The sequence below is a fragment of the Cellulomonas fimi genome (assembly GCF_012952065.1).
Classification (GTDB): domain Bacteria; phylum Actinomycetota; class Actinomycetes; order Actinomycetales; family Cellulomonadaceae; genus Pengzhenrongella; species Pengzhenrongella fimi_A.
The window spans coordinates 113483-140481 of the sequence record NZ_JABCJJ010000004.1 but is presented as its reverse complement, the minus strand read 5'-3'; the positions used below and the strand labels follow the sequence as shown (position 1 = coordinate 140481).

General features: G+C 73.6%; 26 protein-coding genes and 1 pseudogene. 11 read left to right on the top strand and 16 right to left on the bottom strand.

Annotated features, from left to right (window positions below; all coding sequences use genetic code 11):
* Positions 1-33: 33 nt before the first annotated feature.
* Positions 34-3378, top strand: a complete 3345-nt coding sequence (locus tag HIR71_RS04395; protein ID WP_169323788.1) for a S8 family serine peptidase — start codon at positions 34-36, stop codon at positions 3376-3378.
* A gap of 85 nt (positions 3379-3463) precedes the next feature.
* On the opposite strand, the gene HIR71_RS04390 is transcribed toward HIR71_RS04395, so the two are convergent.
* Complete coding sequence (locus HIR71_RS04390) at positions 3464-5335, bottom strand: ABC transporter ATP-binding protein (protein WP_169323786.1); 1872 nt, start codon at positions 5333-5335, stop codon at positions 3464-3466.
* Between the two features lie 203 nt (positions 5336-5538).
* Between HIR71_RS04390 and HIR71_RS04385 the strand changes: the two genes are divergently transcribed.
* Both HIR71_RS04385 and HIR71_RS04380 read left to right on the top strand, forming a co-directional pair.
* Positions 5539-6657 (top strand): AI-2E family transporter, encoded by a 1119-nt coding sequence (locus HIR71_RS04385; RefSeq protein WP_169323784.1) that lies wholly within the window; start codon positions 5539-5541, stop codon positions 6655-6657.
* Positions 6658-6729: 72 nt separating this feature from the next.
* Positions 6730-7611, top strand: a complete 882-nt coding sequence (locus tag HIR71_RS04380) for a Gmad2 immunoglobulin-like domain-containing protein (protein ID WP_169323782.1) — start codon at positions 6730-6732, stop codon at positions 7609-7611.
* A 6-nt stretch (positions 7612-7617) separates the two neighbouring features.
* On the opposite strand, the gene HIR71_RS04375 is transcribed toward HIR71_RS04380, so the two are convergent.
* A complete protein-coding gene (locus tag HIR71_RS04375; protein WP_169323780.1) occupies positions 7618-8175 on the bottom strand; it encodes a YdeI/OmpD-associated family protein in 558 nt (185 codons plus the stop codon).
* A gap of 4 nt (positions 8176-8179) precedes the next feature.
* The gene (locus tag HIR71_RS04370; protein ID WP_169323778.1) at positions 8180-9427 is read right to left on the bottom strand and encodes a HoxN/HupN/NixA family nickel/cobalt transporter; all 1248 of its coding nucleotides are present in this window, start codon (positions 9425-9427) and stop codon (positions 8180-8182) included.
* A 183-nt stretch (positions 9428-9610) separates the two neighbouring features.
* Between HIR71_RS04370 and HIR71_RS04365 the strand changes: the two genes are divergently transcribed.
* Entirely contained in the window at positions 9611-9949 is a 339-nt protein-coding gene (locus HIR71_RS04365) for a hypothetical protein (RefSeq protein ID WP_169323776.1), read from the top strand.
* A gap of 12 nt (positions 9950-9961) precedes the next feature.
* Here HIR71_RS04365 and HIR71_RS04360 read toward each other — a convergent pair whose 3' ends face one another.
* A complete protein-coding gene (locus HIR71_RS04360; RefSeq protein WP_311836084.1) occupies positions 9962-10693 on the bottom strand; it encodes a trimeric intracellular cation channel family protein in 732 nt (243 codons plus the stop codon).
* On the bottom strand, positions 10686-10892 hold the full coding sequence (locus HIR71_RS04355) for a hypothetical protein (RefSeq protein WP_169323774.1): 207 nt from the start codon (positions 10890-10892) through the stop codon (positions 10686-10688). The genes HIR71_RS04360 and HIR71_RS04355 overlap by 8 nt, the downstream gene beginning before the upstream one ends.
* Positions 10893-11170: 278 nt before the next feature.
* Here HIR71_RS04355 and HIR71_RS04350 point away from each other — a divergent pair, with 278 nt between their 5' ends.
* A complete protein-coding gene (locus tag HIR71_RS04350; RefSeq protein WP_311836083.1) occupies positions 11171-11434 on the top strand; it encodes a VOC family protein in 264 nt (87 codons plus the stop codon).
* Between the two features lie 21 nt (positions 11435-11455).
* Here HIR71_RS04350 and HIR71_RS04345 read toward each other — a convergent pair whose 3' ends face one another.
* The 5 genes from HIR71_RS04345 to HIR71_RS04330 form a co-directional block, all read right to left on the bottom strand.
* Positions 11456-11608, bottom strand: coding sequence for a hypothetical protein (locus HIR71_RS04345; protein ID WP_169323769.1), 153 nt, complete (start codon positions 11606-11608; stop codon positions 11456-11458).
* 88 nt (positions 11609-11696) lie between these two features.
* Positions 11697-12497, bottom strand: a complete 801-nt coding sequence (locus HIR71_RS04340; protein ID WP_169323767.1) for an ABC transporter permease — start codon at positions 12495-12497, stop codon at positions 11697-11699.
* Between the two features lie 4 nt (positions 12498-12501).
* Entirely contained in the window at positions 12502-13509 is a 1008-nt protein-coding gene (locus HIR71_RS04335) for an ABC transporter ATP-binding protein (RefSeq protein WP_311836082.1), read from the bottom strand.
* On the bottom strand, positions 13506-14600 hold the full coding sequence (locus HIR71_RS16375) for a LolA family protein (protein WP_211373755.1): 1095 nt from the start codon (positions 14598-14600) through the stop codon (positions 13506-13508). Before HIR71_RS16375 ends, HIR71_RS04335 begins: the two co-directional genes overlap by 4 nt.
* A 325-nt stretch (positions 14601-14925) precedes the next feature.
* Positions 14926-15318 (bottom strand): VOC family protein, encoded by a 393-nt coding sequence (locus tag HIR71_RS04330; protein WP_169323763.1) that lies wholly within the window; start codon positions 15316-15318, stop codon positions 14926-14928.
* Between the two features lie 218 nt (positions 15319-15536).
* On the opposite strand from HIR71_RS04330, the gene HIR71_RS04325 reads away from it, so the two are divergent.
* On the top strand, positions 15537-15788 hold the full coding sequence (locus tag HIR71_RS04325) for a hypothetical protein (RefSeq protein ID WP_169323761.1): 252 nt from the start codon (positions 15537-15539) through the stop codon (positions 15786-15788).
* A gap of 125 nt (positions 15789-15913) precedes the next feature.
* Entirely contained in the window at positions 15914-16660 is a 747-nt protein-coding gene (locus HIR71_RS04320; RefSeq protein ID WP_211373754.1) for a hypothetical protein, read from the top strand.
* Between the two features lie 21 nt (positions 16661-16681).
* Here HIR71_RS04320 and HIR71_RS04315 read toward each other — a convergent pair whose 3' ends face one another.
* Positions 16682-17164, bottom strand: a complete 483-nt coding sequence (locus tag HIR71_RS04315; protein ID WP_169323759.1) for an NUDIX hydrolase — start codon at positions 17162-17164, stop codon at positions 16682-16684.
* 183 nt (positions 17165-17347) lie between these two features.
* Between HIR71_RS04315 and HIR71_RS04310 the strand changes: the two genes are divergently transcribed.
* From HIR71_RS04310 to HIR71_RS04300, 3 genes and pseudogenes are all read left to right on the top strand, one after another.
* Entirely contained in the window at positions 17348-19198 is a 1851-nt protein-coding gene (locus tag HIR71_RS04310) for a glycoside hydrolase family 2 protein (protein ID WP_169323757.1), read from the top strand.
* Positions 19199-19426: 228 nt separating this feature from the next.
* Positions 19427-20239 (top strand): annotated as a pseudogene (locus HIR71_RS04305) (UDP-galactopyranose/dTDP-fucopyranose mutase family protein); the annotation flags it as partial.
* A 4-nt stretch (positions 20240-20243) separates the two neighbouring features.
* Complete coding sequence (locus HIR71_RS04300; protein WP_169323755.1) at positions 20244-20540, top strand: hypothetical protein; 297 nt, start codon at positions 20244-20246, stop codon at positions 20538-20540.
* 6 nt (positions 20541-20546) lie between these two features.
* On the opposite strand, the gene HIR71_RS04295 is transcribed toward HIR71_RS04300, so the two are convergent.
* The 4 genes from HIR71_RS04295 to HIR71_RS04280 all read right to left on the bottom strand — a co-directional run bounded on the left by HIR71_RS04295 (position 20547) and on the right by HIR71_RS04280 (position 24431).
* Entirely contained in the window at positions 20547-21149 is a 603-nt protein-coding gene (locus tag HIR71_RS04295) for a DUF2238 domain-containing protein (RefSeq protein WP_169323752.1), read from the bottom strand.
* A gap of 73 nt (positions 21150-21222) precedes the next feature.
* Positions 21223-22170, bottom strand: a complete 948-nt coding sequence (locus HIR71_RS04290; protein ID WP_169323750.1) for a glycoside hydrolase family 43 protein — start codon at positions 22168-22170, stop codon at positions 21223-21225.
* Between the two features lie 265 nt (positions 22171-22435).
* Positions 22436-23473, bottom strand: a complete 1038-nt coding sequence (locus tag HIR71_RS04285) for a sigma-70 family RNA polymerase sigma factor (protein WP_311836081.1) — start codon at positions 23471-23473, stop codon at positions 22436-22438.
* Positions 23474-23597: 124 nt separating this feature from the next.
* Complete coding sequence (locus HIR71_RS04280; protein WP_169323748.1) at positions 23598-24431, bottom strand: LLM class flavin-dependent oxidoreductase; 834 nt, start codon at positions 24429-24431, stop codon at positions 23598-23600.
* Between the two features lie 158 nt (positions 24432-24589).
* Here HIR71_RS04280 and HIR71_RS04275 point away from each other — a divergent pair, with 158 nt between their 5' ends.
* Positions 24590-25660 (top strand): M12 family metallopeptidase, encoded by a 1071-nt coding sequence (locus tag HIR71_RS04275; protein WP_169323746.1) that lies wholly within the window; start codon positions 24590-24592, stop codon positions 25658-25660.
* 45 nt (positions 25661-25705) lie between these two features.
* On the opposite strand, the gene HIR71_RS04270 is transcribed toward HIR71_RS04275, so the two are convergent.
* Positions 25706-26899 carry a TerC family protein gene (locus HIR71_RS04270; RefSeq protein ID WP_169323744.1) on the bottom strand — a complete coding sequence of 398 codons (1194 nt, stop codon included), beginning with the start codon at positions 26897-26899 and terminating at the stop codon, positions 25706-25708.
* Positions 26900-26999: the final 100 nt, after the last annotated feature.

Here is a 26999-nt window from a genome sequence, read left to right as displayed (position 1 = left end):
GGGCTCCCGGATGCCGATCAGCCGGAGGCTGGCATGCGCAGACGCACGTCCCCCAGAGCCCTCACGACCGCGGCCTGTGCGCTGCTGCTCGCCGCAGGGCTGGTCACCGCACCGGCCCAGGCGGCGCCGCAGCCCGACGACGTCGCTGCCGCCGCCGACCGGTTCACCGCGCAGGGGCTGACCCCCGAGAGCCGTGAGACGGGCGTCAAGTCGCCGTCGGCGCGGCTCGCGCAGACGGACCCCGAGCTGCTCGCCCGCACCGACTCCGAGCCCGTCGCGGTCGTCCTCAAGCTCGACGCGGACGCCACGGCGGTGTACGCGGGGGGTGTCGCGGACCTCGCACCCACGAGCCCGGCGGTCACCGGTGAGGAGCTCACGGGCGACTCCCCGGCCGAGCAGGCCTACACCGAGTTCCTCGTGGAGCAGGAGGAGGCGGTCATCGCGGATCTGCAGGACGCCGTCCCGACCGCTGAGGTGGGCACGCGGCTGCGGACCGTCTACGGCGGCATCGCGGCCACGATCCCGGCGAACGCCGTCGAGTCGGTGCTCGCGATCGACGGCGTCGCGGCCGTCCAGGAGGACTCGCTCCGCCAGCCCCTCACCGACGCGAGCCCGGAGTTCCTCAACACGTCGCCCGTCTACGCGGCGCTCGGCGGCGCGGCCGACGCGGGCGAGGGCGTGCTGTACGGGAACCTCGACTCCGGCGTCTGGCCCGAGCACCCGTCGCTCGCCGACCTCGGGAACCTCAAGCCTCCGCCCGGTCCCGCCCGGGCGTGCGACTACGGGGACAACCCGCTGACCCCCGCGGACGACCCCTTCGTGTGCAACAACAAGCTGGTGGGCGGCCAGGCGTTCCTCACGACGTACCTCTCGAACCCGGACCGCGCAGCAGCCGAGCCCTTCCGCACGGCGCGCGACTCCAACGGCCACGGTACCCACACGGCGACCACCTCGGCAGGCAACGTCGTCGACGACGTCTCCGTCCTCGGCGCTGCCCTCCCGCCGATCCAGGGCATCGCCCCCGGCGCGTGGGTGATGGAGTACAAGGTCTGCGGCATCGACGGCTGCTTCTCGTCCGACTCGGCCGCTGCGGTCGCGCAGGCGATCGAGGACGGCGTCGACGTCATCAACTTCTCGATCTCCGGCGGCGAGGACCCCTTCACCGACCCCGTCGAGCTGGCGTTCCTCGACGCGTACGCGGCGGGTGTGGTCGTGGCGGCCTCGGCAGGCAACGACGGGCCCAGCGCGTCCACCGCGAACCACCTGTCCCCGTGGGTGATCACGGTTGCCGCCTCGACCCAGACGCGCGAGTTCGGTACGACCCTGACGCTCGAGTCCTCCGACGGCGCGACCGCGACGTTCGACGGCGCCTCGATCACCCCGGGCATCGGCGAGCTGCCGGTCGTGCTGGCCTCCGCTCCCCCGTACAGCGACGCGCTCTGCCAGGCCCCGGCTCCGGCCGGCCTCTTCGACGGGAAGATCGTCGCCTGCCAGCGGGGCGTCAACGCACGCGTCGACAAGGGGTTCAACGTGCTCCAGGGCGGCGCCGAGGCGATGGTGCTCTACAACCCTGCGCTGCAGGACGTCGAGACGGACACCCACTGGCTGCCCAGCGTTCACCTCGCGGACGGCACCGACTTCCTGGCCTTCATGGCCGCCCACGCGGACGTGACGGGCTCGTTCCCGGACGCGCAGGTGCGTGAGGGCCAGGGTGACGTCATGGCAGCCTTCTCGTCCCGTGGACCGGCGGGCCTCTTCCTCAAGCCGGACGTCACCGCTCCGGGCGTCCAGGTGCTCGCCGGCGACACGCCGATCTCCGAGGGGAGCGCGTCGGGCCCCGCGGGCGAGTACTTCCAGGCGATCGCCGGGACCTCGATGTCCTCCCCGCAGGTCGCCGGCGCGGCTGTGCTCGTGCGGGCGCTGCACCCCGACTGGACTCCGGGTCAGATCAAGTCGGCCCTCATGACCCGGTCCGTCGAGGACGTCCTGAAGGAGGACCTCGTCACGCCGGCCGACCCGTTCGACATGGGCGCGGGGCGCATCGACGTGGGCCAGGCGGCGTCGGCGACGCTGACCTTCGACGAGACCGCTGCGCGCTTCCAGGAGCTCGGCGCCGACCCGGTCAACGCGGTCGACCTCAACCTCGCCTCGATCAACGCGCCGGTCATGCCGGGTGAGCTCACGACGACGCGCACCTTCACCAACACCGGTGACCGGCGAGTGATCGTCAACGCGTCGACGGAAGCGCCTGCGGGCTCGACGATCACCGTGTCCCCGCGCCGGATGGTCGTCGGTGCCGGCGAGTCGGCGACGTTCACGGTGACCATCACCTCGGACGCCGCGATCGGCGAGCAGCAGTTCGGCTCGATCGAGCTGTCCGCGAACCGCGGCGCCGGCACGTACCGCCTCCCCGTGGCGTTCATCCACACGCAGGGCGAGGTGACGCTCACCCAGACGTGCACGCCTGACGAGGTGGTCATCCGCGGCGACGCGACCGCCACCTGCACCGTGCAGGCGACGAACGGGTCCGCCGACGAGCAGGTCGTGAACCTGACCAGCACCGTCGACGGCAGCCTGCGGGTCGTGGACGCCACGGGCGCCACGGTGGTGAGCAACCGCGAGGTACGCCGCAGCGCGGTGACCCTCGAGGGTGCTGCCCCGGGGGTCCCCTCGGTGGATCCGGGCGCCTCGCCGGCGGGCTACCTGCCGCTGGACGCCGCGCCCTTCAGCATCACCCCCATCGCCGTCGGTGACGAGGAGGTCCTCAACTTCAACGTCCCGGCGTTCACCTACAACGGGGTGAGCTACTCGTCGCTCGGCGTCGACTCCAACGGCTACCTCGTCGCCGGGGGGGCCACGGCGGAGGACAACAACTGCTGCAACCTCCCGACGGGTCCGGACGACGCCCCGCCGAACAACGTGCTCGCACCGTTCTGGACGGACCTCGACGGCACGGGCGCGGAGGGCATCCTCGTCGGCACGCTCACCGACGGCGTGTCGTCCTGGATCGTGGTCGAGTTCCGGCTCTTCGTGTGGGGCACGACGAGCGAGCGCGTCTCGCAGGTCTGGATCGAGACGGGGCCGGAGCAGGGCATCAGCTTCGCGTACGACCCGACGAACCTCCCGGCGGACCCCGCCGGCCAGGCGTTCCTCGTCGGCGCGGAGAACGAGATCGGCCAGGGCGACATGGAGTCCGTCCTGCCGACCACGGATCTCGTGGTGACCTCGAGCGACCCGACCCCGGGTGACGCGGCCACCTACACCTACACGGTCCGGGGCGTCCGCCCCGGTGCGGGGGTGGCGACCACCGAGATGGTCGCCGACGGGGTGCCCGGCACCACCGTGGTCACCTCGGAGATCGCGATCCGACGCCGCTGAGGCGTCACACCAGAACGGTCGGGGGGCGCTGCTCGGGACGAGCGGCGCCCCCCCGGCTCGTGTCGCACCCGGTGCCGGCGTGCCCTCAGCGCGTCTGCGCCACCCACGACCGGTGCATCGCGGCATACGTGCCCCCCGCGGCGATCAGCCGGCCGTGCGTGCCGAGCTCGACGACGGCGCCGTCGTCGACCACCACGACGAGGTCCGCCGCCTCCGCCGTCGAGAGCCGGTGCGCGATCGTCAGCGTGCTGCGTCCCGCCGTGAGCGAGTCGAGCGCGCGCCCGATCCGGACCTCGGTCGCGGGGTCGACGGCCGACGTGGCCTCGTCCAGCACGAGCAGGTCCGCCTCGGCGAGGTAGGCGCGCGCGAGCGCCACGAGCTGACGTTCACCTGCCGAGAGCGACTCGCCACGCTGCCCGACGGGGGTCGCGAGGCCGCGCGGCAGCTCGGCCAGCCAGTCCGTCAGCCCGAGCTCGGCGAGCGCGGCGCGGACGCGTGGGTCCTCGGCGGCAGGTCCGCCGTCGGCACCGTCGCCGTCGGCACCTTCGCCGTCGGCCCCGCCGCCGTGACGCAGCCCGTAGGCGATGTTGTCCGCGAGCGTGCCGTCGAACAGGAAGCCCTCCTGCGGCACGAGCACGACCCGCCGACGCAGGCTCGCCAGGCTGATCTGCCGCAGGTCGACGCCGTCGAGGAGCACCTGCCCGCGCGTCGGGTCCATGAGGCGCACGACCAGCTTGGCGAGCGTCGTCTTCCCCGAGCCGGTCGCGCCGACGACGGCGACCGACGTCCGCGCCGGCAGCGTGAGGTTCACGCCTCTCAGCACCGGGGGGCCGCCCGGGTACGCGAACTCGACGTCGCGCAGCTCGACCGCCGCCGGCCCGCGCGGGCTGTCGACCCCGCCGGGTCCGGGGTCCACGACCTCGACGGGCGTCTCCAGCACGGCGAGGACCCGCCGCCAGCCCGCCACGGCGTTCTGCAGCTCGTTCAGCACCTCGGCGCTCATCTGGACGGGACCGGTGAAAAGCTGCACCAGGAAGAGGAACGCGAGGAGCCGGCCCACCGAGATCTCACCGGCCACGCCCAGCAGGGTCCCGACCACCACGACGGCGCACAGCACGAGGTTGGACACCAGCACACCGCTCGCGAACACCACCGAGACGAGCTTCTGCGCGTGCACCATCGCGTCGCGTGTCGCACGGATCGACACCTCGATCCGCCCGCGCACCCGGTCCTGCGCGCCGTAGGCGCGCACCGTCTCGGCGCCGACGACGGCCTCCGAGATCGCGCCGAGCATCGCCCCGACCCGCTCCCGGACCGCGGCGTACGCGGCGTTGACCCGCTTCTGCGCGGGGCGCAGGACCAGGAAGAGCGGCACGAAGCAGAGCCAGACGAGGATCGTCAGCTGCCACGAGTAGACCGCCATGAGCGCGGTGGCGACCGCGATCTGCAGCACCGACACCAGGAGCTGGATCCCGCCCCACTGCACGAACAGCGAGATGGTGTCGACGTCCGAGGTCACGCGCGAGACGAGCGACCCGCGACGTTCGGTGCCCTGGGTCAGGACCGACAGGTCGTGGACGTGCCGGAACGCGCGGGTGCGCAGCGACGCGAGACCCGCCTCGGTCGACCGGAACAGCCGGACGTTGACCGCGGCCGAGCAGGTCGCCGCGGCAGCGAGCGCGACGGCGGCCGCCGCCACGAGCCCGACGACCCGCCCGACGTCGGGGCCACCGGTGGCGAGAATCCCGGTGTCGACGGTCTGCTGCACCGCGACCGGGACGACGACGCGGCCGAGGGCGGCCAGCACCGCCAGCACGGCCGTCCACCCGAACCCCTCGAGGATCTCGGGCGACACCTGGACGCCGCGTCGCAACGTCGCGAGCACGCCGAGGCGGCTCGTGGTCTCGATACGTGCCGACGCGTCCTCGTCGGGACTGCCCTGGTCGCCGCCCGGCACGTCATCTCTCCTGCCCGTCGCTCGCGGCCCGCGTCCGTCGTCCGCGCCCGCCACCGTACCCGCCTCCGCGCGCCGGTCTCCCACCGGACGCGTCGGTCGGACGCCGGCCCGGTCGACGACCGACTCGCTGCGCGTGGCGCAGGTCGTGACCACGGTGCGGCTCCCAGCGCGCCGTCCACGCGTGCGCTCCCTAGGCTGCCGGGATGAACGAGGCACCCCGGCGGGAACGCACCCAGTGGACCGACGCCCTCGGCCGGCCGGCCGTACGGAGCGCCCAGGTCCTGCTCGTGCTCGCCGCCGCGGCCGCGGTGGTGTTCGCGCTCGTCCAGCTCAAGCTCGTCGTGATCCCCCTCCTCATCGCCGCGATCATCGCGGCGGCGGTCAGCCCGGTCGTGCGGTTCCTCCGCGAGCGCGGGCTGCCCCGGGCGGTCGCCACCTGGGCCGCCCTGCTCGTGGGGCTCGGGGCGCTGGGGGTCACCTTGTGGCTCGTCGGTCGAGGGATCCGGAACGAGTGGGACGAGCTGCGCACCTCGGCCGAGGAGGGGCTCGACGAGCTGCAGGCATTCCTCACGGAGGGCCCCCTCGGCATCACGGACCAGCAGATCGACGCGGCTCGCGAGTCCGCGACGGAGCTGCTGTCGAGCGACGGCGTGCAGAGCGGCGCGCTCGCGGGCGCGACCGCGGCGGCCGAGGGCGTGGCCGGGATCCTGCTCGGGGTGGTCGTGCTGTTCTTCCTCCTCAAGGACGGCCGCCAGATCTTCGAGTTCTTCCTCCAGCCGTTCGAGCCGGAGGCCAGGCACCGCGCGCGTCGGATCGGCGACCGGTCGGTCGCCGTGCTCGGGGGCTACGTCCGCGGGACGGCGCTGGTCGCACTGGTGGACGCGCTCGTGATCGGCATCGCGCTCGTCGTGCTGGGCGTGCCGCTCGCGCTCCCCCTCGCGACGATCGTGTTCCTCGGCGCGTTCGTCCCGCTGATCGGGGCGACCATCGCCGGGGTGTTCGCCACCGTCGTCGCCCTCGTCACCAACGGCCCGGTGACAGCGCTCATCGTGCTCGCGGTCGTCATCGCCGTGAACCAGCTCGAAGGCGACCTGCTCGCTCCGGTCGTCATCGGCAAGGCGCTCTCGCTCCACCCGCTCGCGATCCTCCTGGCGCTCACGGCGGGGACGATCCTGGGTGGCATCATCGGCGCGCTGCTCGCGGTACCGCTCGCGGCCGTGGGCTGGACGGTGATCAAGGCCTGGCACGTCCCGGAGGACGACCCCACGGCGCCGAGCTCTCCGGCCGGCGTGAGCGCGGCGGCCTCTGAGGTCACAACCTGATCTCGGGCCTTGCCCCCGTGCGGGGCCGGCCAGGACGATCGAGCACGAGCACCACGCACGTCGGAGGACCCCATGGCCACGCACCGGACCCGTCGGCGACCGTGGAGGGGTGCCCTCCTCGTCCTCGCGCTCGGCGTGCTGCTCGGGTCATGCGCGACGACGCCCGGGGGCGACCCCACGCCGAGCGAACCACCCCCGACCAGCGCGGCGCCCACCCCGTCCCCGACACCGCCGGCCACCGCCGAGCCGCGGCCCACGACCGCGTACTTCGTCGTGGACACGCGCGCGGGCCTCAGGCTCGCGCGGGACGTCGGTCCCGGGAGCGCGACCGACCCCGTCCAGGCCGCGGTCGAGCGGATGATCGAAGGTCCGGCGGACCCGGACTACACCACGTCGTGGAATCCGGAGACCGAGGTGCTCGGCGTGACGCGCGACGGCACGACCCTCGTCGTCGACCTGAGCGCCGAGGCACGCACGGCGAGCGTCGGCTCGGAGGGTGCCGCGCTGATGATCCAGCAGCTCGTCCACACCGCGAGCGAGGCCGCGGAGGAGCCGGGCGCGGGGGTGCTCCTCACGATCGACGGCGCACCCGCAGGTGAGCTCTGGGGCGCAGTGACCTGGGACGAGCCCGTCACCCGGGCGGACCCGCTCGACGTGCGGCTCCTCGTCCAGATCGACGTCCCCGTCGAGGGCGCCACCACGACGTCACCGGTGACGGTGTCCGGCGAGGCGGCCGTGTTCGAGGCCAACCTGCTCTGGCGCGTCGTCGACCTCGCCGGGACGGAGATCGCCTCGGGGTTCGCCACGACCGCGGAGGGCCAGACCTTCGCGCCGTACTCGTTCACGGTCGAGCTGCCGGCCGGCACGTACCAGGTGGTGATCACCGAGGACGACCCGTCGGGCGGCGCGGCCGGCGAGCCGATGACCGACTCGCGCACGATCACCGTCGGCTGAGCGCGGTCAGCCGCGCAGCCGTTCCACCAGCTCGGCGATCCTGCGGGCCCGGGTCTCGGCGCGCTTGACGGCCAGCAGCCGGTAGAGCACGGCGAAGCGCTCCACCGAGGGCAGCGCGTCGAACCGCTCCCGGCCGCCCGGGACAGCGGCGAGCGCGGCTACGACGTCGGGCGGCACCGTGAGGTCCGCTCGACCGGGGTACGCCCGCTCCCATCGTCCGTCCGCCTGGGCGGCCCGCACGGCAGCCCGGCCGGCCTCCTGCATCCGACCCTCGCGCTCGAGCCGTCCGACCCGCTCGACGTTGCGCGCCGACCAGGGGCTGGTCGGCCGGCGCGGCGTCATCCGCTGGAGCGAGCTGCCCTCGTCGCGTCGTGCGGCCTGGCCGTCGATCCAGCCGAAGCAGAGCGCCTCCTCGACCGCCTCGACATAGGTCAGCGCCGTGACCGACCCGCCCTTCTTGTGCAGCACCAGCCAGACCCCGGGAGCCGAGCCGTGGTGCTCGGCCAGCCACACGCGCCAGGCTCCGGCGTCGGGGACGAGCAGCTCCGGCAGATCGACGGCCACGTCGTCAACGCCCTGGGTCCAGGGGCACTGTCCACCGCTCCTCGAGCCGCCCCACCCGCCAGGCGACGACGCTCACGAGCCAGGTGGTGAGCAGCACACCGGCGAGCACGAGGCCCATGTCCTCGAGGTCGAGCTCCGCCACCCACCGCAGCGGCCTCGCGAGAGTCGGAACCCGCTCCGCGGCGAGCTGCCCGAGGATGATCACGCCGAGCGACAGCGACGCCACCACCGAGAGCGCCGTCACCGTGAGGTTGTAGTAGACCTTGCGGACCGGACGGACGAACGCCCACCGGTAGGCGCGGGACATGAGCACGCCGTCCGCGGCGTCGAACAGCGTCATCCCGGCGGCGAAGAGCACCGGCAGCGCGAGGATGGCGTACCAGGGAAGCGCGAGCGCCGCCGTCCCTCCCGCGAGGACCAGCAGGGCCACCTGGGTCGCGGTGTCGAGCCCGAGCCCCATGAGGAGACCCACCGGGAACAGGTGCCACGGCCTGCTCACCCGGCGCATGACGCGGCCCAGCACGCGGACGAGCACGCCACGGTCCCGGAGCAGCCGCTCGAGCTCCGCCTCGTCGAGCGGGGCGCCCCGCTGCTCACGGGACACCCGCAGGATGCCTCGCACCGCGCCGAGATTCATGAGCCCGATGAGAAGGAGGAAGCAGCCTGCCACGAGCGTGCCCAGGAGCCCCAGGTTCTGCTGGAGGGATGAGCCCGGGTCGAGCACCGGGTCGGCGAGGGCGCGGGCCCCGAGGGCGAGCAGCAGGGACAGGCCGAACACGACGCTCGAGTGCCCCAGGGAGAACCAGAAGCCCGCGCTGGCAGCCGGTCGGCCCTCCCCGACCAGCTTGCGCGTGGTGTTGTCGATCGCGGCGATGTGGTCGGCGTCGAACGCGTGCCGGACGCCGAGGAGGAAGGCGGTCAGGCCGAGTCCGATGCCGAACACGCCTGCGCTGCCGACCATGAGCTCCTGCGGTACCACGACCAGCACGAGCACGCCCCACCCGACGAGGTTGAGCGCGAGAACGACGGCCGCCATCGCGACGATCGAACGGCCCTCCCCGTGCCACCACGGAGGACGTGCCGCGCTCGGCCTCGTCACGAGCCGCACGGCTCGCCCGGCTGCCGTGGTCCGGCCGGGCGTCGTGGTCGGGCCGGGCGTCGTGGTCGGGCCGGGCGGCGTGGTCGGGCCGGGCGGCGTGGTCGGGCCGGGCGGCGCCGACCTCCGCGGTCGACCCTGCGCATCCCCAGCCATGCGTCCTCCTCCGGTGGCGGTCGTGCCGGGCGGGTCCCGCCGGTCCGGCGCCGGGAGCCATCATGCCGCGCCGGGAAGCCGGGCCTCGACCCCGGCACGACAGGGACCTTGGTCACTGTCCCGCGGTCGGCCGCGCAGATGGGATGAGAGGGACGCACCCCCCCCGACCGGACGGATCCCACGATGGCCTCGCCCTACGCGACCCCCCTCCCGCCCCCGCGTGTTTGCGGTGCCTCGCTCGAGCTGCGCCACCTCGGCGACGCGAGCGAGCTCGATCTCGTGGTGCGGGCCGACCCCGCGGCCCCGGGGACCACGATCGGCACGCGTGCGGTCTGCCGAGCGGTGCAGCGGGCCCGCACGCAACGGGTGACGCGGGTCGTGATCGCCGTGGACGACGCCGACCCGTCGTCCGGCGTCGTGCTCGAGGCCCTGCGCGCGACGGTCGGCCACGACGCCGACGCGATCGCGATGCGCCGGGCCGGCTCGAGCGTCATGGTGACCGTCGACGTCCGGTCCCGCTAGGTCGCGGCTCCCTCACCGAGGCTCGCCCGGTACCCGACGGCGCCGACGCGGCTCGCGCGGACCGGGCGCGTCCCGGCGCGCGGCCCCCCTGCCGCGCACCGGTAGCCACGGCGCGGCGAAGCGCACGTCGTCGGCGGCCGGCAGCGTCCACCGCCGCCATCGGGCGATGATGCTCAGGCCCGCGCCGACGACGATCGCGGCCACCATCCCGAGCGTCTCGTGCCCCTGCTCGAAGAGCGCCACCATCGCGAGGCTGGCGAAGACGGCCGACGTCGCGTACAGGGTGTTGCCGCCGAACACGGCGGGCACCTGGCCCACGACGACGTCGCGGATGATCCCCCCGCCGACGGCGGTCGTGACGCCGAGCATCACCGCCGGGAGCACGCCGAGCCCCGCCACGAGCGCCTTGGAGGCGCCTGTTGCCGCCCACACGCCGAGCACGAGCGCGTCGCCGACGATGAACACCCGGTTCCACCACTGCCGCTCGAGCCGTACGACGAACGCCACGAGCGCCCCGATCAGCGCCGCGCCGAGGTAGAGGGGGTCGACGAGTGCGAGCGGCGGACCGGCCTGCAGGAGCGTGTCGCGCAGCATGCCGCCGCCGAGCGCCGAGACGATCGCGAGGATCGCGAACCCGACCAGGTCGAAGCCGCGGCGCCGCGCGATCGCCCCGCCGAGCATCCCGTTGAGGAAGACCCCGGTGAGGTCCATCGCCCGGAAGACGTCGGGCAGCAGGTCACCCACGGACGCGGTCCGGGGTCGTGGCTCTGGCGCAGCTCGCCCCCACCAAGAGCTCAGGGTCGAAGCGGACGTCGTCGGCCGGCTCCTCGTGGCGCAGCAGCGCGTCCGGCCGCCGGCGGACGCCCGTGGCGTGGCCGGCCACGACCGGCGGCACGTCGAACCCGTCGACCCCGCGCAGGACGGCGCGCGCACCGGCATCCACGTCGTCACACCCTTCGTGATCGGCGCGACGGCCGCGGCAGGCTGCCTGCGGCCCTCGGCCTCGTCCCGCTCCCCCCGCTCTCAGGAGGCAGCGACGTGCGACCTCGGCGAGCGCCGGTCTCGGTCAGCTTCGCCGTGCCGCACCGGTCGTCGCGCTCCTGCTTGGTGATCATGCCATCCCGCCACGGCTCGGTCGCCGTCCTGGTGAGCGAGCCCGCCACGCCCAGCGATCTACGGAGATCCCTCACCCGACGAGGGGACCGATGCTCCGGAGACCTCGTGTCGAGAACTGCGAACCCGCGCGACCTCAAGAACCGCCTGCACCTCGACGTGCGCCCGCCCGACGGGTCGGACCAGGCCACCGAGCTGGCCCGGCTGCTCGGGCTGGGGGCCCGGCGCGTCGACGTCGGCCAGGGGTCCGACGTCCCGTGGGCGGTCCTCGCCGACCCCGAGGGCAACGAGCTCTGTCTCCTACGGAGCACGCCGTCCGAGCTGGCCGCCGTGCAGGCGGCGGCCAGCGGAGCGTCGCCCGCATCGGCCTGACCCGACCGGCGGGCCTGCTCGCTAGCGGGCGCGCCGCTGGGAGATCCTGCTCGAGGCCTTGCCGAGCAGCTCCTTCGCCTTGCGCTGGTTCTCGGGCTTGCTCATCTCGCGCTGGATCATCCGGGCGACCTTGAGCGCGATCCCGCTCCTGATGGCGGTACGGACGAGATTCATGGGTGGTCTCCTGTCGTCGGCGCGGGGCCCGGACGGGGCCTCGTGACGGGTCGACGGTACGTGCGCACGCCCCCGGCTGCGACCGGAGTCAGGACAGCACGTCCTTGGTGACGAACCGGCCGTAGGCCAGCGCGCCGAACACGGCGACGTACCCCGCCTGGAGCAGCGCGTTGTCACCGAACGAGTCCCACGAGACGGGTTGCCGGAGGAGGTCGGCGAAGCCGAGCCAGTGGCGGCTGAAGAGCCAGGGGTGCAGCCAGGCCAGCTGGTCGAGCTGACCCAGCACCTGCGCAACCACCGAGAGCACGACCGTCGCGGCCATCGCCCCCACCGGGACCTCCGTGAGCGTCGAGACGAACAGCCCGACGGCCGACAGCCCGAGCAGGGACACCGTCACGTAGACGGCGACGAGCAGCGCCCGCACCGCCGACTCGCCGACCCCGACCGTGTCGCCCGACAGCAGCGTCGCGGGCCCGGCCCCGAACAGCGCGAGCCCGACGAGAGCCCCGACCACCACGACGGTCAGCGTGGCGGCGAGGCAGAAGACCGCCGCCGCGACGTACTTGACCACCAGCAGCCGGACCCGTCCCGCGGGCGCGACCAGCAGGTACCGCAGCGTCCCGAGGCTGGCCTCGCCCGCGATCGTGTCCCCCGCCACCACGCCGACCGTGAGCGGCAGGAACAGCGGGATCGAGACGACGAGCGCCGTCATGCCGACGAACAGCCCGTTCTGCGTGACGCGGTCGAGGAACGGCGGCCCCTCGCCCGGGCCGGGCGGCTCGGAGGACAGCCGCACGGCGACCGCGATCAGGATCGGGATGGCCGCGAGTGCCAGGAGCATCGCCCAGGTGCGGGGGCGCCCGAACAGGACGCGCAGCTCGGACCGCATGAGGTCACCCGACAACGTCGAACCCCTCGCCCGTCAGCGCCATGAACCGGTCCTCGAGCGTCGCGCGCTCGACCGCGAACCCCCGGACGCGCGTGCCGGCGGCCACGAGCGCCTCGACGATCCGCTCGGGGGGCGGCGCGGCGCCGTCGAGCACCGCCTCGACGACGCCGTCCCGCGACCCCTCGCCCGCGTCGTCGGCCGCGCGGTCGCTCGGCGCAGCGCCGGTCGCCTGGACCAGGACCAGTCCGAGACCGGCCAGGGCGGAACGCGCGGTGCCCACGTCCGGCGTCCGCACCCGGACGTGCGCCTCGCCGCCCCCACGCAGCTCGTCGAGCGTGCCCTGCGCCACCAGCCGACCGGCGCTCATCACCCCCACGTGGGTGCACATCTGCTCGACCTCGGCGAGCAGGTGGCTCGACACGAACACGGTCGCGCCGTCGGCCGCGAGCGACCGGACGAGCTCACGCACCTCGCGCGTGCCCTGGGGGTCGAGCCCGTTGGTCGGCTCGTCGAGGACGAGCAGGTCCCGCGGCGACAGCAGAGCCCCCGCGATGCCCAGCCGCTGCTTCATCCCGAGCGAGTAGGCCCGCACGCGCTTGGTCGCGGCGTGGCCGAGTCCGACGCGCTCGAGCGCGGCCGCCACGCGCTGGTGCCGCGACGCCGGGGACGCCCTCCGGTCGGCCGCGTCCAGCCTCTGCAGGTTCGCCGTCCCCGAGAGGAACGGGTAGAACGCGGGACCCTCCACCAGGGCGCCGACCCGGGGCAGCACGTCGGCGAGCGCACGCGGCATCGGCTGACCGAGCACGCTCGTCTCGCCGCTCGTGGCGGCGGCCAGCCCCAGCAGCACGCGGATCGTCGTCGTCTTGCCCGAGCCGTTCGGCCCGAGGAACCCGAAGACCGCACCGCTCGGGACGCTCAGGTCGATGCCGTCCACCGCGGCCTGCTGACCGAACCGCTTGGTGAGCCCCCGCGTCCGGATCGCCGGCTCGGCGGGTGAGCTGCCGCCGGTCACCGGCCGGCCGCGACGTCCTGGAGCCGCTCGAGCGGCACGGCGCCGACGAGCGCGCGCCCGTCCTCGGTGAGGAGCACGGTGACCACGGCGGTCTCGAGGGCGCGGCCGCCGTCGACCGCCCGGGTCAGCTGCGCGACGAGCGGCGCCTTCGCCAGCTCCGGCGGCACCGCGGCGGCCGGCAGCGCCACGACGGTGTCCCACCCGCTCCCGGTCACCGTGGGGAGCGCCACCGCCGGCAGGCGGTCGAGCCCCGTACCGGCCGGCGGCCGGAGGCCGGGCTGCGGCGGCTCGACCTCCTCGACCTGCGCGCCGGGCGGTGGGGTGAAGGAGAACAGGGCGGGGTCGGGTGCGCCGAGCGTCAGCCGGGTGAACGCCACCCGGGCCGCGGGCTCTTCCTGCCCCCGGGCGTGGACCGCGACGCTCAGCGGGAGCCCCGTCTCGGCGTCGACGGCGATGACCACCGACCCGATCAGCGTGTCGGCGCTCCGGGGGCTCAGCACGAGGTCGTAGGCGTCACGGCCAGCGACGACGACCCCGGCACCCACCGCGACCTCGGTCGTGTCGTCCACGAGGGCCACGAACCGGTCCGCGAGCTCGGCCGGCGTCGGCACGCCGTCCGGGGTGCCCGCCCCGGGGAGCGACGCCGCGTGCCCGGCCGGCGCATCGGGGAGCTCGAGGCGGGTGGCCTCGTTCGCCTCGTAGTCGTAGAGCCACACCTCGTCGCCCCGGCGGACCACGTCGCGCTCCGTGAGGGTGTCGAAGACCTGGACGCGCAGGTTCGAGGGTCCGTCCGCGTAGACCCGAGCGGTCCGCTCCCCGGTGAGCAGCTCGAGCACCGCGGTCGCCGCTGAGCCCTCCGCGCTCCCGGCGAGCGCGCCGTCCGGGAGGGTCGGCAGGCCCAGCTCGGAGGTCTGCTCGAGCGTCCCGGCGAACGCCTGGACGTCGCTCGCGGCCAGCAGGGCGAGCACCTGTGCAGGCGTGCGCGGCTCGAGGTCCGCGGCGCCCGCGCCGGCGGAGCTGATCAGCGCGCCGGTGGCGATGACCGCGGGGACGACGACGGCCGGGGCCCACCGCACCGAGGGACGCTTCATGACGACCGGCCTCCTGCCGAGCTCTGTGGGCTCACGCCCCTGTGGGCTCACGCCTGCGTGGGCTCATGGTCCGACGCTACGTCGCGAGCACCACCGACACATCCCCCCGCGCGGTGCCCACACACGATCTCCTCGCCCGACCCCCGCACGCGACTCCCCCGCAGGCCGGCTCCTCCGCACGCCAAGGGGTCCGGTCTGCGCCCCGGCCGACATGACGGTCGGGGGCACCGATGCGTCGCTCTGGTCCCCGCCGCCCAGCCGGCCTCCTCCCTCCCGGTGAGCGACGACGTGCGCGGTCAGGTGCACGACTCCGTCGCGCGAGACCTCAGGCGCCCGACTCCGGCGACGTCTCGACGTTGAGGATGTTGCCGTCCGGGTCCTCGAACCAGACGGCTCGCATGGGCCCCGCGCTCGCGACGCCGTCGTCCCAGGTCATGCCGTCCAGGTCGAACGTCTGGAAGGTCAGCCCCTTGGACCGGAGCTCGGCGACCTCGGCGTCGAACCGGTCCGCGTGGACCGGGAAGAACATGGCGGTCGCCTTGTTGGTGCCGGCGTACGCGGACGGGTAGACGAGGAAGGCACCGTCGCCCGCACGGTAGAGGACGCCGTCGGGGGCGTCCCCGGTCGGTGAGAAGCCCAGGACCCCTTCGTAGAACTCCCGGGCACGATCGAGGTCGCGCACCGCGATCGTGGGGACGGGCCGGTGGTCGGAGAGCATCGCTCCTCCAGCGCGGACCGGACGACCGTCGCCCGGCCGGCACCGTCGAAACTAGGACGATCCGGGCACGCGGTCAACGGGCGGGCGCCGGCCGAGGACGTCGTTCCTCACGCGGCCCAGCCGCCCCGGTGCCGCCCGCCCGGCGGCGTGCGAGCGGGCCGCGGCGCCCCCACGCCCGTCGTCAGGCACGGCCACGCGAGCCGGGCCAGGATGGACCGATGAGCACCTACACCGCGCAGATCACGTCCCCGCTCGGCCGTCGCGACGTCTCCGAGGTCCGCGAGACCGTCCAGGCTGCCGGCACCTTCCACGAGGTCCGGGTGAGCGACATCAACGGGCAGACCGCTGTCGTGACGATCGTGCTCGACGCCGCGGACCAGTCCGCCGCCGAGCTCACCGTCGCGCGGCTCGTCGAGATCGTCCCGGCCGCCCGGGTCGAGTGGGTGCGCGCGAACCACCCGGAGGCGTAGGCGATCGGGGACCTCGCGGGACGGGACGAAAGGCCGCCCCCGGGGCGCACCGCCCGAGTGGCCGGCGGACGCGCCCGCCAGGGCCACCGCGTGCGCTCGGCGGCCCCGCGCGCCACGATCACCCGATGGAGACCGATGTGGGTGACGCGCGATCGGACCCGCCGACGGGCCCAGGTGCGCGCGTCGCCACGACCGCGGTCACGGTCGCCGGCGCGGCGCTCGGCGCCGCGTTCGCGGGCGTGACCGCGGTGCGTGGCGCCAGGCCGCTCCACCCGGACGGCGCGGTCCTCCGGGTGGAGCTCGCACGCCACGGCTCCGCGACGGCGACCGGGTGCGCGTGGATCGACCGTCCGGGCGTCGACACCGGCAGGGCGCGACTCTCCCGCTCGATCGGTCTGCCCGCCCACCTGCCCGACATCCAGGGGCTCGCGCTCACGCTCGACGTGCCGGGCGGTCGAGCCGATCTCCTGCTGGCGACGGTAGGCCGGGGCAGGGTGACGCGGTTCGTGCTGACGCCGCACCGCGCCCCGTCCGCCGGGCCCTGGTCGTCCCTGTTCCCGTACCGGGCGCCGTCGGGGCTCCTGCTCGTCGGGGTGCTCGCAGCGCCACGAGGGCTGCCCTCGGCTCCGGCCGAGCTCGCCGCTTCCCTCGCCGCGGAGCCGTGGGACGTGACGCTCGCCCACGCGTCCCTCACCGGTCGCTGGCACCCGTTCGCCCGCGCGCGCATCGGGGGCGCCGTCGGACCGGCGACCGATGCGCCCGTGCGCTTCGACCCCGTCCTCCACCCGCTCCCCGGCCTCGCCGTCCCTCCCGCGCTCGCCACGCTGCGCGAGCCCTCCTACGTCTCGGCCCGCCGCCGCCCAGCACGGTGAGGCACCGGGTCGGGCCGGCGCTCAGGCGCGCGCGGCGTCCTGGCCGCCGAGGTGCGCCTCGAGGCGGTCGAGCAGCTCCACCTGGGCGGCGACGACGAGCTCACGCGCCTGCGTCAGGCTGCACCACCGCGCACGGTCGATCTCGGGGAACGTCTGCACGCGCCCCGACCGCGGCGGCCACTCGAGCTCGAACCGGCCGCCCGCGATCGTGGTCACGTCGAGGTCGGCGCGCCGGGCCCACGCGGTCACCTCCTTGCCGCCACGCTGCCGGATCGTGCCGAGGGCGATCTCAGGCCCGTCGGGGGCGGGGCCGATCTCCTCCGTGAACTCACGGATCGCGGCGTCGTGCGGGTTCTCCGCGTCGAGGTGCTCACCCTTCGGGAGCGACCAGGCGCGCGCGTCCTTGCGGGCCCAGAACGGGCCTCCCATGTGGCCGAGCAGCACCTCGACACCACCGTCGCCCGCGAGCCGGTACAGCAGCAGGCCGGCGCTCCTCGCTGCCATGACACCCCCCGTCGCGTTCCCCCTCGGTCGCCCCACGCTAGCCGGACGCCAGCCGCGGTCGACCCCGTCCTCTGGACGACCTCAGCGAGCCGACCGGATCCTGAGGAGCGAGCGGCTGCAACGTCGCGCCGCCACGCTCGTCCCGACGTGCCGCAGCCCCCACCGCTGGGCGATGCTGTGACGATGGCTCCCGTACCTGTCGGCCTCGACCACCCCCAGCCCCAGCTCGTGCGCACCGGTTGGCGCGACCTCGGCGGACCGTGGGGGTTCACCTTCGACGACGCCGGCGTCGGCATGGCGGAGCGCTGGGAACGCCGTCCCGACGTGTTCGACCGCGTCATCACCGTCCCGTTCCCCTTCGAGTCGCCCGCGAGCGGGATCGGCGACACCGGGTTCCATCCCGTCGTCTGGTACCGGCGCACGATCCAGGCGCAGGTGCGGCCCGGCCGCCGCCTCCTGCTGCACTTCGGCGCGGTCGACTACCGCGCCCACGTGTGGGTCAACGGCCACCCGGTGGCCTACCACGAGGGCGGGCACACGCCGTTCACCGCGGACATCACCGCGGCGATCGAGGGGCCCGGCGAGCAGGTCGTGGTGGTCCGCGCCGAGGACCTCCCCGCCGACCTGCGCCAGCCGCGTGGCAAGCAGGACTGGCAGCGTGAGGCGCACGCCATCTGGTACGACCGCACGACCGGGATCTGGCAGCCCGTCTGGCTGGAGGACGTGCCCGAGAACCGGGTCCGGGCGCTGGCCTGGAAGCCTGACGTCGACAGCCGGACGGTCGGGCTCACCGCCCGCATCCGGGGCGATCGCGGCCGGAAGCTGCGGCTGCGGGTCGTGCTCAGCCAGGCGGGCGTCGTCATCGTGGACGACACCTACGCGGTCCACCATGCGGAGGTCGAGCGCAGGATCACCCTCTGCGACAACGACATGAGCCTCGGGCACTCCAACCTGCTGTGGGCACCCGAGCACCCCAACCTCATCGACGCGACCCTCATGCTGCTCGACGAGGACGGCGAGGTGCTCGACGAGGTGCGCAGCTACACCGCGCTGCGCAGCGTCTCGGCCTCGCACGACCGGGTGCTGCTCAACGGTCGGCCCTACTACCTCCGGCTCGTGCTCGCGCAGAACTTCTGGCCCGAGTCGCACCTCGCAGCGCCCGACGCCGGAGCCCTGCGTCGGGAGGTCGAGCTGGTCAAGGAGCTCGGGTTCAACGGCGTGCGCCTGCACCAGAAGGTCGAGGACCCCCGCTTCCTGGCGTGGTGCGACCGCCTGGGACTCCTCGTCTGGGCCGAGATGCCCGCGGCGTACGAGTTCTCGCGGACCACGATCCAGCGACTCACGCGCGAGTGGCTCGAGATCCTCGAGCGCGACGCGAGCCACCCGTGCGTCATCGCCTGGGTCCCGATCAACGAGAGCTGGGGCGTCCCCGCGCTCGAGCGATCGGAGGCGCAGCAGAACCTGGTCCGAGGGCTCTACCACCTGACCAAGGCGTACGACCCGGACCGCCTGGTCGTCGGCAACGACGGCTGGGAGCAGCCCGTGACCGACATCGTCACGGTGCACGACTACACCTCGAAGGGCGACGTGCTGCGCCAGCGGTACGGCACCTGGGAGGCGCTCGACCACACGCTCGCGCGGACGCAGCCCGCGTACCGGCTCGTGCTGCTCGCGGGTGCTCGACGCGAGGGCGTCCCGGTGCTCATCAGCGAGTTCGGCGGCATCTCGCTCGACCTCGGCCAGAGCGACGGGTGGCGCGGCTACGGCGCGGTCCGGACGCCCGAGGCGCTGCTCACGGGCTACGAGGACCTTCTCAACGCCCTGCTGGAGAGCCCGGCCGTCGTCGGCTTCTGCTGGACCCAGCTGACGGACACCCAGCAGGAGCGCAACGGGCTCCTCACGGCGGACCGCAAGCCCAAGGCTCCGGTCGAACGGATCCGCGCCATCACGACGCGCGTCTCCGCCGCCGTGCCGGGCGACGCGATCGACGAGTTCTCGTACGGCGACTACCTCCCCGGGGGCCCGGAGAGCTGACGCCGCGACCCGGCTGGGGCGGACCCCTGCGCGGTCGCGGGAGCGCTTCGACGCGCCGATCGGGCGAGACCGGCCTAGTGTCGGCCACGACGGCTGAGCAGGCAGCCGACCCGTGCAGGACGCGAGGCACCGCGCACCCACGCCGGTCTTCTCCACGTCCGTGTACCCCTCGAGGTGACATGGAGCGGCCCCCGCACCCGAGTGCGCCCCATCCCTAGGCGGCACCTGAGCCCCGCCGAGGCCCGCGCGCTCGTCCGGGAGCAGACGGCCGAGGTGGACGCTCACCACGTGACGAACCTCGAGGACAAGGCGATCTCGCTGATCGGGCGACCGCTGTACGAGGCGTTCATCCGCGGCTACACCGAGAAGCAGTGGCAGACCGACCCCCGTGAGCTGCCGGCCGAGGTCATCAGCCGGCTGCCGGTGCGCTACACGTTCGACAACCGCTACTTCAGCGACACGTACGAGGGCCTGCCGGTCGACGGGTACACCGCCTGGCTCGAGCGGATGGCGGACCACCCGCTCGTCGACGTGGTGCTCGACACCGACTACTTCGAGGTCCGCTCGTCGATCCCTGCCGGGACGCCGGTCGTCTACACCGGTCCGCTCGACCGGTACTTCGACCACCGCGAGGGACGGCTCGGCTGGCGGACGCTGGACTTCGAGCGGGAGGTGCACCCGGTGGGCGACTTCCAGGGCACCTCGGTGATGAACTACGCCGACGCCGACGTCCCGTGGACCCGCATCCACGAGTTCCGCCACTTCCACCCCGAGCGGGACTACCCGAAGGACCGCACGGTGATCGTGCGCGAGTACTCGCGGACCGCCGAGCTCGCGGACGAGCCGTACTACCCGATCGGCACGCCGGCCGACCTCGCGGTGCTCGCCCGCTACCGCGAGCGCGCGGCCGCGGAGCCCGACGTGTACTTCGGTGGGCGCCTGGGCACCTACCAGTACCTCGACATGCACATGGCCATCGCGTCGGCGATGTCGCTCGTCGACAACAGCCTCGTGCCACGGTTCGCGGGCGGGCGCAGGTGAGCTCGTGGCGAAGGTGAGCGACCCCGCGGTCGCCGCATCGGGTGAGTGGGTCGACCCCGACGGCACAGGGGTGCCCGCGGGCGAGGTGCACGCGTGGGTCCCGGGGCGGAACCAGACGCTCTGCGGGATCCCGCTGAGCCGCGCCGGGTTCCGCCGGTTCTCGCACGTGCGCTGGTCCGACGTCCAGCCGGAGACAGGTCGGGACGCCGACCGGGTGCGGTGGGTGTGCCCGCGCTGCCACGCGGGGACGGGCGCGCGCCAGGACCAGCGCGCGTGGACGCGAACGAATCCGCGTCCGTGACCGAGGTCAGCGGCTCCCGCTGCGCGCGCGGGTACGACGGCGGGCGAGGGTACGGCTGCGGGTGACGAGCACGCCGGCGACGACCGCCCCGAGACCGCCGACGGCGAGGTCGCCCATCGTGTCGACGTAGCCGACGTTGATCGAGTCGGCGACGAACGAGTGCCCGGCCCACTCGGTGAGCTCCCACAGGACCGCGAGCGCTGTGCCGAGACCCGTGACGAGGAGAACGCTCCCGACCCGTCGACGGGTCGGCGCCGTCGACGGGGCGGGCAGGACGTCCCGGCGCACGAGCACGAGGAGGAGCACGACCGCCACGATCCCGGGCGTCACCGCGTGGACGGCAAGATCCCACCACCAGATCGACTCGTAGAGCTCGAGCGGGTTGCTCCAGGCCGCGACGAGGAGCGCGGCCCCGTAGGCGCCGTAGAGGCCCGCCGGCACGTCGACCGGCCGTACCGCGACCAGGCCCAGCATCGTGAGCGCGAACAGGGCCACCACGGCGGGGGTGTACAGCGCTACCGCCGAGCCCACGGTGAGCGCTCCCGCGAGCCAGACGACCACGAACACGCGCGGCGGCCGTCTGCCCGGGCGGGCCGCTGCGCTCAGCATGCGGACACCCTAACGGGCCTCCGTGTGCCGCCTGCGTGGCACGGCTCGGGCGACCGGGACGGAGCGGGCCGGGCTACCCGGTGAAGCCGTCGACCCGCGGTCCGCCGTCCGTCCACCGCAGCCGCTCGATGAACATGCGACGCATCGTCTGCGCGCGGTCCCAGGCGTGGTAGACGATCCGGTCCTGCCCGTCGGGCCCGGTCACGATGCTGTTGTGGCCCGGCCCGATCACCCGACCCTCGACCGAGTGCAGCACGCGCCGCGGCTCGGCCGGCCGCTCCCACGGGCCGAGCGGGTGGTCCGCCTCGGCCCACGCGACGCCGTAGGTCTCGTTGAGCCACGACCCGCCCGAGAAGAACAGGTAGAAGCGGCCGTCGCGACGCCGCACGAACGGGCCCTCGAGCGTGTGCCAGTCGTACACCTGGCCGTACATCGACCGGGCCCGCTGGTAGACCTGCCAGTCCGCGTCGGGACGCAGGATCGTGCGCGCCTCGCCCGCGAGCGCCGTCATGCCCTCCAGCCGGTCGACCGCGAGCATCGTGCCGACGCGCTCGCCCTCGAGCTCGTCGCGCGCGAAGAACAGGTACCAGGTGCCGTCAGCGTCCCGAAAGGGGTGCGGGTCGATCGCGAAGAGCTCGTCCGGCGTCAGGTCGACGCCGCTGTCGACGAAGGGCCCGGTCGCCTGGTCGGCGACGGCGACGCGCAGGTGGTGACCGGCGTCGCCGTGGCCGACCGAGTAGTACAGGTAGAACCGGCCGTCGTGCTCGGCGACCTCGGGGGCCCAGTAGTCGGCGCCCGCCTCGGCCGGCAGTCGCTCGAGCGCGCCGCCGACGTCGGTCCACCGCGTGAGGTCGTCGGAGGTGAGGAGGCGGAACTCGCGGCCGTCGCGGCGGGCGCCGCCACCGGGTACCTCGGGCGGCACGGTGCCGTAGCCCACGTACCCGCCGCCGGTGCGCAGCACGAACGGGTCGGCGAAGTACCCGTCGAACGCGGGACGCCGCTCCTCGTGGTCAGACGACATGTGCCCTCCTCGGGGTGTTCCGTGCACCGTAGGCCGCGCTCCCGCTCCTCGCCCGCCGGGCTGTGGGAGCCGGCGCCGTCAAGGCCGGCGCCGGCCGTCGGGGCGATGCCCGGTCCCACCGGCGAGAACGGTCAGGAACGTGCAGGGCGGCGCCCTGCACCAGGATGAGCCCTCGCCCCCTGTGCGCAACCGCGACGAGTCCTCGCCGCGCCGAGCCCCACGCGGCACGCGCGCACGTCATCGTGTGCGACGCCCGAGCCGCGGTTCAGTCGGCGTCGAGGCGCGCCGGCAGCCCGAACAGCGCGAACAGCCGCGTGTCGAGGAAGTTCGTGATGCTCGAGACGCGCCCCTCGTGCACCCGCAGCACGTGGATCGCCCACGGCTCGCGGCGCCCGCCCGGACCGCTCGGCTTGTACTGCGCGAACGCGGGTGAGCCGTTGGCCATGACCGGGATCATCCGTGAGCCACGGCACGCGTACCCGGGGCCGAGGTGCCAGCGCCCGATGTCCACCGGGCCCTGCAGCCACAGCGCGTACGGCGGCATGGACTGCGTCGCGTCCTCGTGCAGCAGCGCCACGAGCGCCTCGATGTCGTACGCCTCGAACGCCTCGACGTAGCGGGCGAGGAGCGCGGCGTGCTGGTCGTCCATCGAGTCCGGCGCGCTCCCGACCCCGCTGAGGTCCTGGGCCTCCAGCGTCGCGCGGGCGCGCTGGAGCGCGCTGTTGACCGACGCCACGGTCGTGTCCAGCAGCGTGGCGACCTCGTCCGCCTTCCACCGCAGCACCTCGCGCAGGATGAGGACCGCGCGCTGGCGGGCGGGCAGGTGCTGGAGCGCGGCGACGAAGGCCAGCCGCACCGACTCGCGCGCGACGGCGACCTCGGCCGGGTCACCGTTCTCGGGAAGCACGTGGCCGTCCGGCGCCGGGCTCAGCCAGGTCCGCTCCGAGAGCGGTGTACCGAGCGACGCCATCACGGGCGGGGAGGCCGACGCCGACAGGTCCATCGGCAGCGCGCGCCGGTTCGTGCCGTTGAGCGAGTCGAAGCACACGTTGGTCGCGATGCGGTACATCCACGAGCGCAGGCTCGAGCGCCCGTCGAACCGGTCGACCGCGCGCCAGGCGCGCACCATGGTCTCCTGCACCGCGTCCTCGGCGTCGAACGCCGAGCCGAGCATGCGGTAGCAGTAGCCGGTCAGCTCGCGCCGGTGCCGCTCGAGCTGCTCCTCGACGTCGGCCGGCACCCGCCTGGTGGCGGTGGTGCGGTCGGGGGCGAGAGCAGCGTCGGGGGCGATGAGATCGGTCACGGCGACGACTCCTCCTCGGAAGTCTCGATCCTGGCAGCGCCGACCGCGCCCGACAACCCTCCGGTCGGCGTCAGGACGGATCCGCCGCCTTCGCCCGGGTGGACCCCGGGGTGGGGTTGCGGACTCAGGCGATCCGCGGGGGACCCTGCCGGATCCGCTCGAGCAGCGACTGCGGGGTCTCGTGCACGACGTCCCACCGCGGCTCGATCCACCACGTCGCCCCCGCGTCGGCGAGCCGACCCACCCTGTCCCGGGCCTCGGCGTCGTCGGCAGGCAGCACGCCCTCGACGACGACGTCGAACGGGCCGTCGGTCCGCCGGCGCCGCTCACCGACCCACGCGACCAGCGCGCGGAGCTCGTCGACGCCGACAGGCGTCGCCAGGTCCCCAAGCCCCGTCGGGATGATGCCCTGGCGGCACACCGCGCGCCGCATCGACCGGGGCGCGGGCCACGAGCCGACGACCCAGACGGGGATGGGCCGCTGCACCGGTGTCGGCCGGAACACGAGGTCCTGGACCTCGTGGTGGAAGCCGCGGTAGCTGAACGCCTCGCCGCTCCACGCGAGGTCGAGGATGGCGAGCGCGTCGTCGAGCAGCTCGGCCCGCGTGCGGACGTCGGTGGCCTCACCGGAGACCCGGCTGTAGCCCCCGTCGTCGACCGCACCGAGCGCGACGGGGAGGATGAGCCGACCGCCCGAGAGCCGGTCGACCGTGACGGACTGGCGCGCGACCTCCCACGGCTTGCGCCGGGGCAGCGAGAAGACCATCGCGCCCAGCATGATCGTGCGGGTCCGGACCGCCAGGGCGCCGAGCAGCGCCCACGGGTCGTACGTGTCGTACGGACCGACGCTGATGCCGTCCCACGTGAAGAAGCCGTCCCAGCCCGCGTGCTCGGCCTCGACGGCCATCTCGAGGATCTGCCTGGTCGAGCCGCAGCTCGCGACGAAGCCGAACTTCATGGGCGAACCATAGTGCGCGGAACGGGCGAAAACGGTGTATCTCGGGTGCTCGGCGCAGCATCCTGAGAGGTGGCACCGCGACGACCGGCCGCGGCGCCGACGCCTGGCCCGACCCGACGTCAGCTGCTCGCACCGACCGGACCACCTGGAGGAACGCCATGGCCGAGTACACGTCCCCCGCGCAGACGGGGCGTTCTCCGGACAACACGCGCCTGCGGTACTGCGCCATCGAGCCCCGGCCGCCGCGGCAGCTGCCCGAGTCGATGCCCGGCGCACGGATGCGCGCGATCCTCGCCGGCGCCTCCAAGTGGGTCAACGGCACCGTGCTCCGCTACTGGTTCGACGGTGGCGCCGAGGCCCAGCGCGCGGTCGTCCGCACCGCGTTCGACCAGTGGCGGGACGTCGGCATCGGCCTGGAGTTCCAGGAGGTCGCCGAGCGGAGCGAGGCCGAGGTGCGGATCGGCTTCCGGCTCGACGACGGCTCGTGGTCCTATGTCGGCCGCGACGTGCTCGACCAGCCGCAGGACGAGCGGACGATGAACTTCGGGTGGGACCTCGCGGCCGACGACTACGGGCTCACGACGGCGCTGCACGAGATCGGCCACACGCTCGGGATGCCGCACGAGCACCAGAACCCGTTCGCGGGCATCGTCTGGGACGAGGAGGCCGTCTACGCCTTCCTCGGCGGGTCCCCGAACAACTGGGACCGGGCCACGACGTTCAACAACGTGCTGCGCAAGCTCGAGGCGCGCTCGGTCACCGGGTCCGACTGGGACCCCAGCTCGATCATGGAGTACGACTTCCCGGCCGGCCTGGTGCGCACGCCCGAGAAGTATCGGACAGAAGGGATCCACCCGCCGGGCACGCTCTCGGCGCTCGACTCGCAGTTCGCCGCGACGTGGTACCCGCCGCTCGCCCCGACGCTGCCGTCGCTCGAGCCGTTCGCCTCGGTCCCGGAGCGCCTCGAGCCCGGCGAGCAGGTCGACTTCGAGATCCTGCCCGACGCGACCCGTCGCCGGACGTTCTCGACGTCCGGGGCCAGCGACACCGTGATGGTCCTGTTCGAGGAGGTCGACGGCGAACTGCGGTACGTGATCGGGGACGACGACAGCGGCGAGGACCGCAACAGCCGGTTCCGCGCCAAGCTCTTCCGTGGACGCCGGTACGTCCTGAGGGTGCGCCTGTACTACGCCGGCGAGAGCGGCGCGTTCGCGGTCATGTACTGGTGACGTCGGCCCGGCGACGCCCCGGGACCGCGGCCCCGGGGCGTCGTGTCAGCGGCGGTTCACGAACTCGTCGTGCTCGGCGTGCGCGCGACGCACGAGCTCGACGAGCTCGGCCTCCTTCGCCCGGAAGTCGTCGACGACGTCGGCGGGGAGCGCCTTGATGACGCGCTCCTCCTCGAGCAGGCGGGCGAAGATCTTCTCGCGCTCGGCCGGGTCGGCCTCGTAGTCGAGGTCGACGTACGCGGTCGCGTGCCGGCGGGCGTTGTTGACCGCGTTCTGGGCCTTGCCCTTGGGGCTCAGCAGCGAGGCGACGACCGTGACCGCCAGGACGCCGAGGATCACCGTGAGCGACAGGCCCGTGGTCACCTCGACCGTCTCGACGTGCTCGCCGCCGTTGATGAACGGCAGGGTGTTCTCGTTCAGCGCCTCCAGGATCAGCTTGACGCCGATGAAGCCGAGGATCGCCGCGAGCCCGTACGAGAGGTAGATGAGCCGGTCGAGCAGGCCGTCGATGAGGAAGTACAGCTGGCGCAGGCCGAGGAGCGAGAACGCGGTCGCGGTGAAGACGATGTACACGTTCTGCGTGAGGCCGAAGATCGCGGGGATCGAGTCGAGCGCGAAGAGGATGTCCGTGCCGCCGATGGCGACCATCACGAGCAGCATCGGCGTCATGACGCGCTTGCCGTTCTCGATCGTGAACATCTTGTCGCCGTCGTACCGCTCGGTGGTGTGGAAGAGCCGCTTGGCGATCCGGATGACGAAGTTGTCCGCCGAGTGGGCGTCCTCGCCCTCCGGGCGCAGCAGGTTCCCGGCCGTGAGCAGCAGGATCAGCCCGAACCCGTAGAAGACCCACGAGAAGGTGCTGATCAGCGCGGCGCCCAACAAGATGAAGCCGGTCCGCGCGATCAGCGCGAAGACGATGCCGAAGAGCAGCACCTTCTGCTGGTCGGCCCGCGGGACCTTGAAGCTCGCCATGATGATGAGGAAGACGAACAGGTTGTCGACGGAGAGCGCCTTCTCCGTGACGTAGCCGGCGAAGTACTCGGCCCCCGTGTCCGTCCCGCCGAACACCCACACGCCGATGCCGAACACGATGGCGATGCCGACGTAGAGGGCGGACCACCGCGCGGCCTCGCCGAGCGACGGGGTGTGCGCCTTGCGCACGTGGAAGAAGAAGTCGAACGCGAGCAGTGCGACGATCGCGACGATCGTCAGGGTCCAGACCAGGCCGGACACTTCCATGGGAGTACCACTTTCCATCGGTGGGGACCATAGGTCTCTCCGACAGCGCCGGTGGCGACTGACCGCTGCATCCGGCCGTGCGTCGATACGCGGCGTGTTG

What these genes read in the sequence shown, in the direction of transcription:
- HIR71_RS04395 (WP_169323788.1), top strand. Translation starts at nt 34, where the DNA reads ATGCGCAGACGCACGTCCCCCAGAGCCCTCACGACCGCGGCCTGTGCG.
- HIR71_RS04325 (WP_169323761.1), top strand. Translation starts at nt 15,537, where the DNA reads ATGAGCACCTACACCGCGCAGATCACGTCCCCGCTCGGCCGTCGCGAC.
- HIR71_RS04315 (WP_169323759.1), bottom strand. Translation starts at nt 17,164, where the DNA reads ATGGCAGCGAGGAGCGCCGGCCTGCTGCTGTACCGGCTCGCGGGCGAC.
- HIR71_RS16375 (WP_211373755.1), bottom strand. Translation starts at nt 14,600, where the DNA reads ATGAAGCGTCCCTCGGTGCGGTGGGCCCCGGCCGTCGTCGTCCCCGCG.
- HIR71_RS04280 (WP_169323748.1), bottom strand. Translation starts at nt 24,431, where the DNA reads ATGAAGTTCGGCTTCGTCGCGAGCTGCGGCTCGACCAGGCAGATCCTC.
- HIR71_RS04270 (WP_169323744.1), bottom strand. Translation starts at nt 26,899, where the DNA reads ATGGAAGTGTCCGGCCTGGTCTGGACCCTGACGATCGTCGCGATCGTC.
- HIR71_RS04365 (WP_169323776.1), top strand. Translation starts at nt 9,611, where the DNA reads ATGGCCTCGCCCTACGCGACCCCCCTCCCGCCCCCGCGTGTTTGCGGT.
- HIR71_RS04385 (WP_169323784.1), top strand. Translation starts at nt 5,539, where the DNA reads ATGAACGAGGCACCCCGGCGGGAACGCACCCAGTGGACCGACGCCCTC.
- HIR71_RS04275 (WP_169323746.1), top strand. Translation starts at nt 24,590, where the DNA reads ATGGCCGAGTACACGTCCCCCGCGCAGACGGGGCGTTCTCCGGACAAC.
- HIR71_RS04340 (WP_169323767.1), bottom strand. Translation starts at nt 12,497, where the DNA reads ATGCGGTCCGAGCTGCGCGTCCTGTTCGGGCGCCCCCGCACCTGGGCG.
- HIR71_RS04330 (WP_169323763.1), bottom strand. Translation starts at nt 15,318, where the DNA reads ATGCTCTCCGACCACCGGCCCGTCCCCACGATCGCGGTGCGCGACCTC.
- HIR71_RS04380 (WP_169323782.1), top strand. Translation starts at nt 6,730, where the DNA reads ATGGCCACGCACCGGACCCGTCGGCGACCGTGGAGGGGTGCCCTCCTC.
- HIR71_RS04320 (WP_211373754.1), top strand. Translation starts at nt 15,914, where the DNA reads ATGGAGACCGATGTGGGTGACGCGCGATCGGACCCGCCGACGGGCCCA.
- HIR71_RS04290 (WP_169323750.1), bottom strand. Translation starts at nt 22,170, where the DNA reads ATGTCGTCTGACCACGAGGAGCGGCGTCCCGCGTTCGACGGGTACTTC.
- HIR71_RS04370 (WP_169323778.1), bottom strand. Translation starts at nt 9,427, where the DNA reads ATGGCTGGGGATGCGCAGGGTCGACCGCGGAGGTCGGCGCCGCCCGGC.
- HIR71_RS04310 (WP_169323757.1), top strand. Translation starts at nt 17,348, where the DNA reads ATGGCTCCCGTACCTGTCGGCCTCGACCACCCCCAGCCCCAGCTCGTG.
- HIR71_RS04345 (WP_169323769.1), bottom strand. Translation starts at nt 11,608, where the DNA reads ATGAATCTCGTCCGTACCGCCATCAGGAGCGGGATCGCGCTCAAGGTC.
- HIR71_RS04295 (WP_169323752.1), bottom strand. Translation starts at nt 21,149, where the DNA reads ATGCTGAGCGCAGCGGCCCGCCCGGGCAGACGGCCGCCGCGCGTGTTC.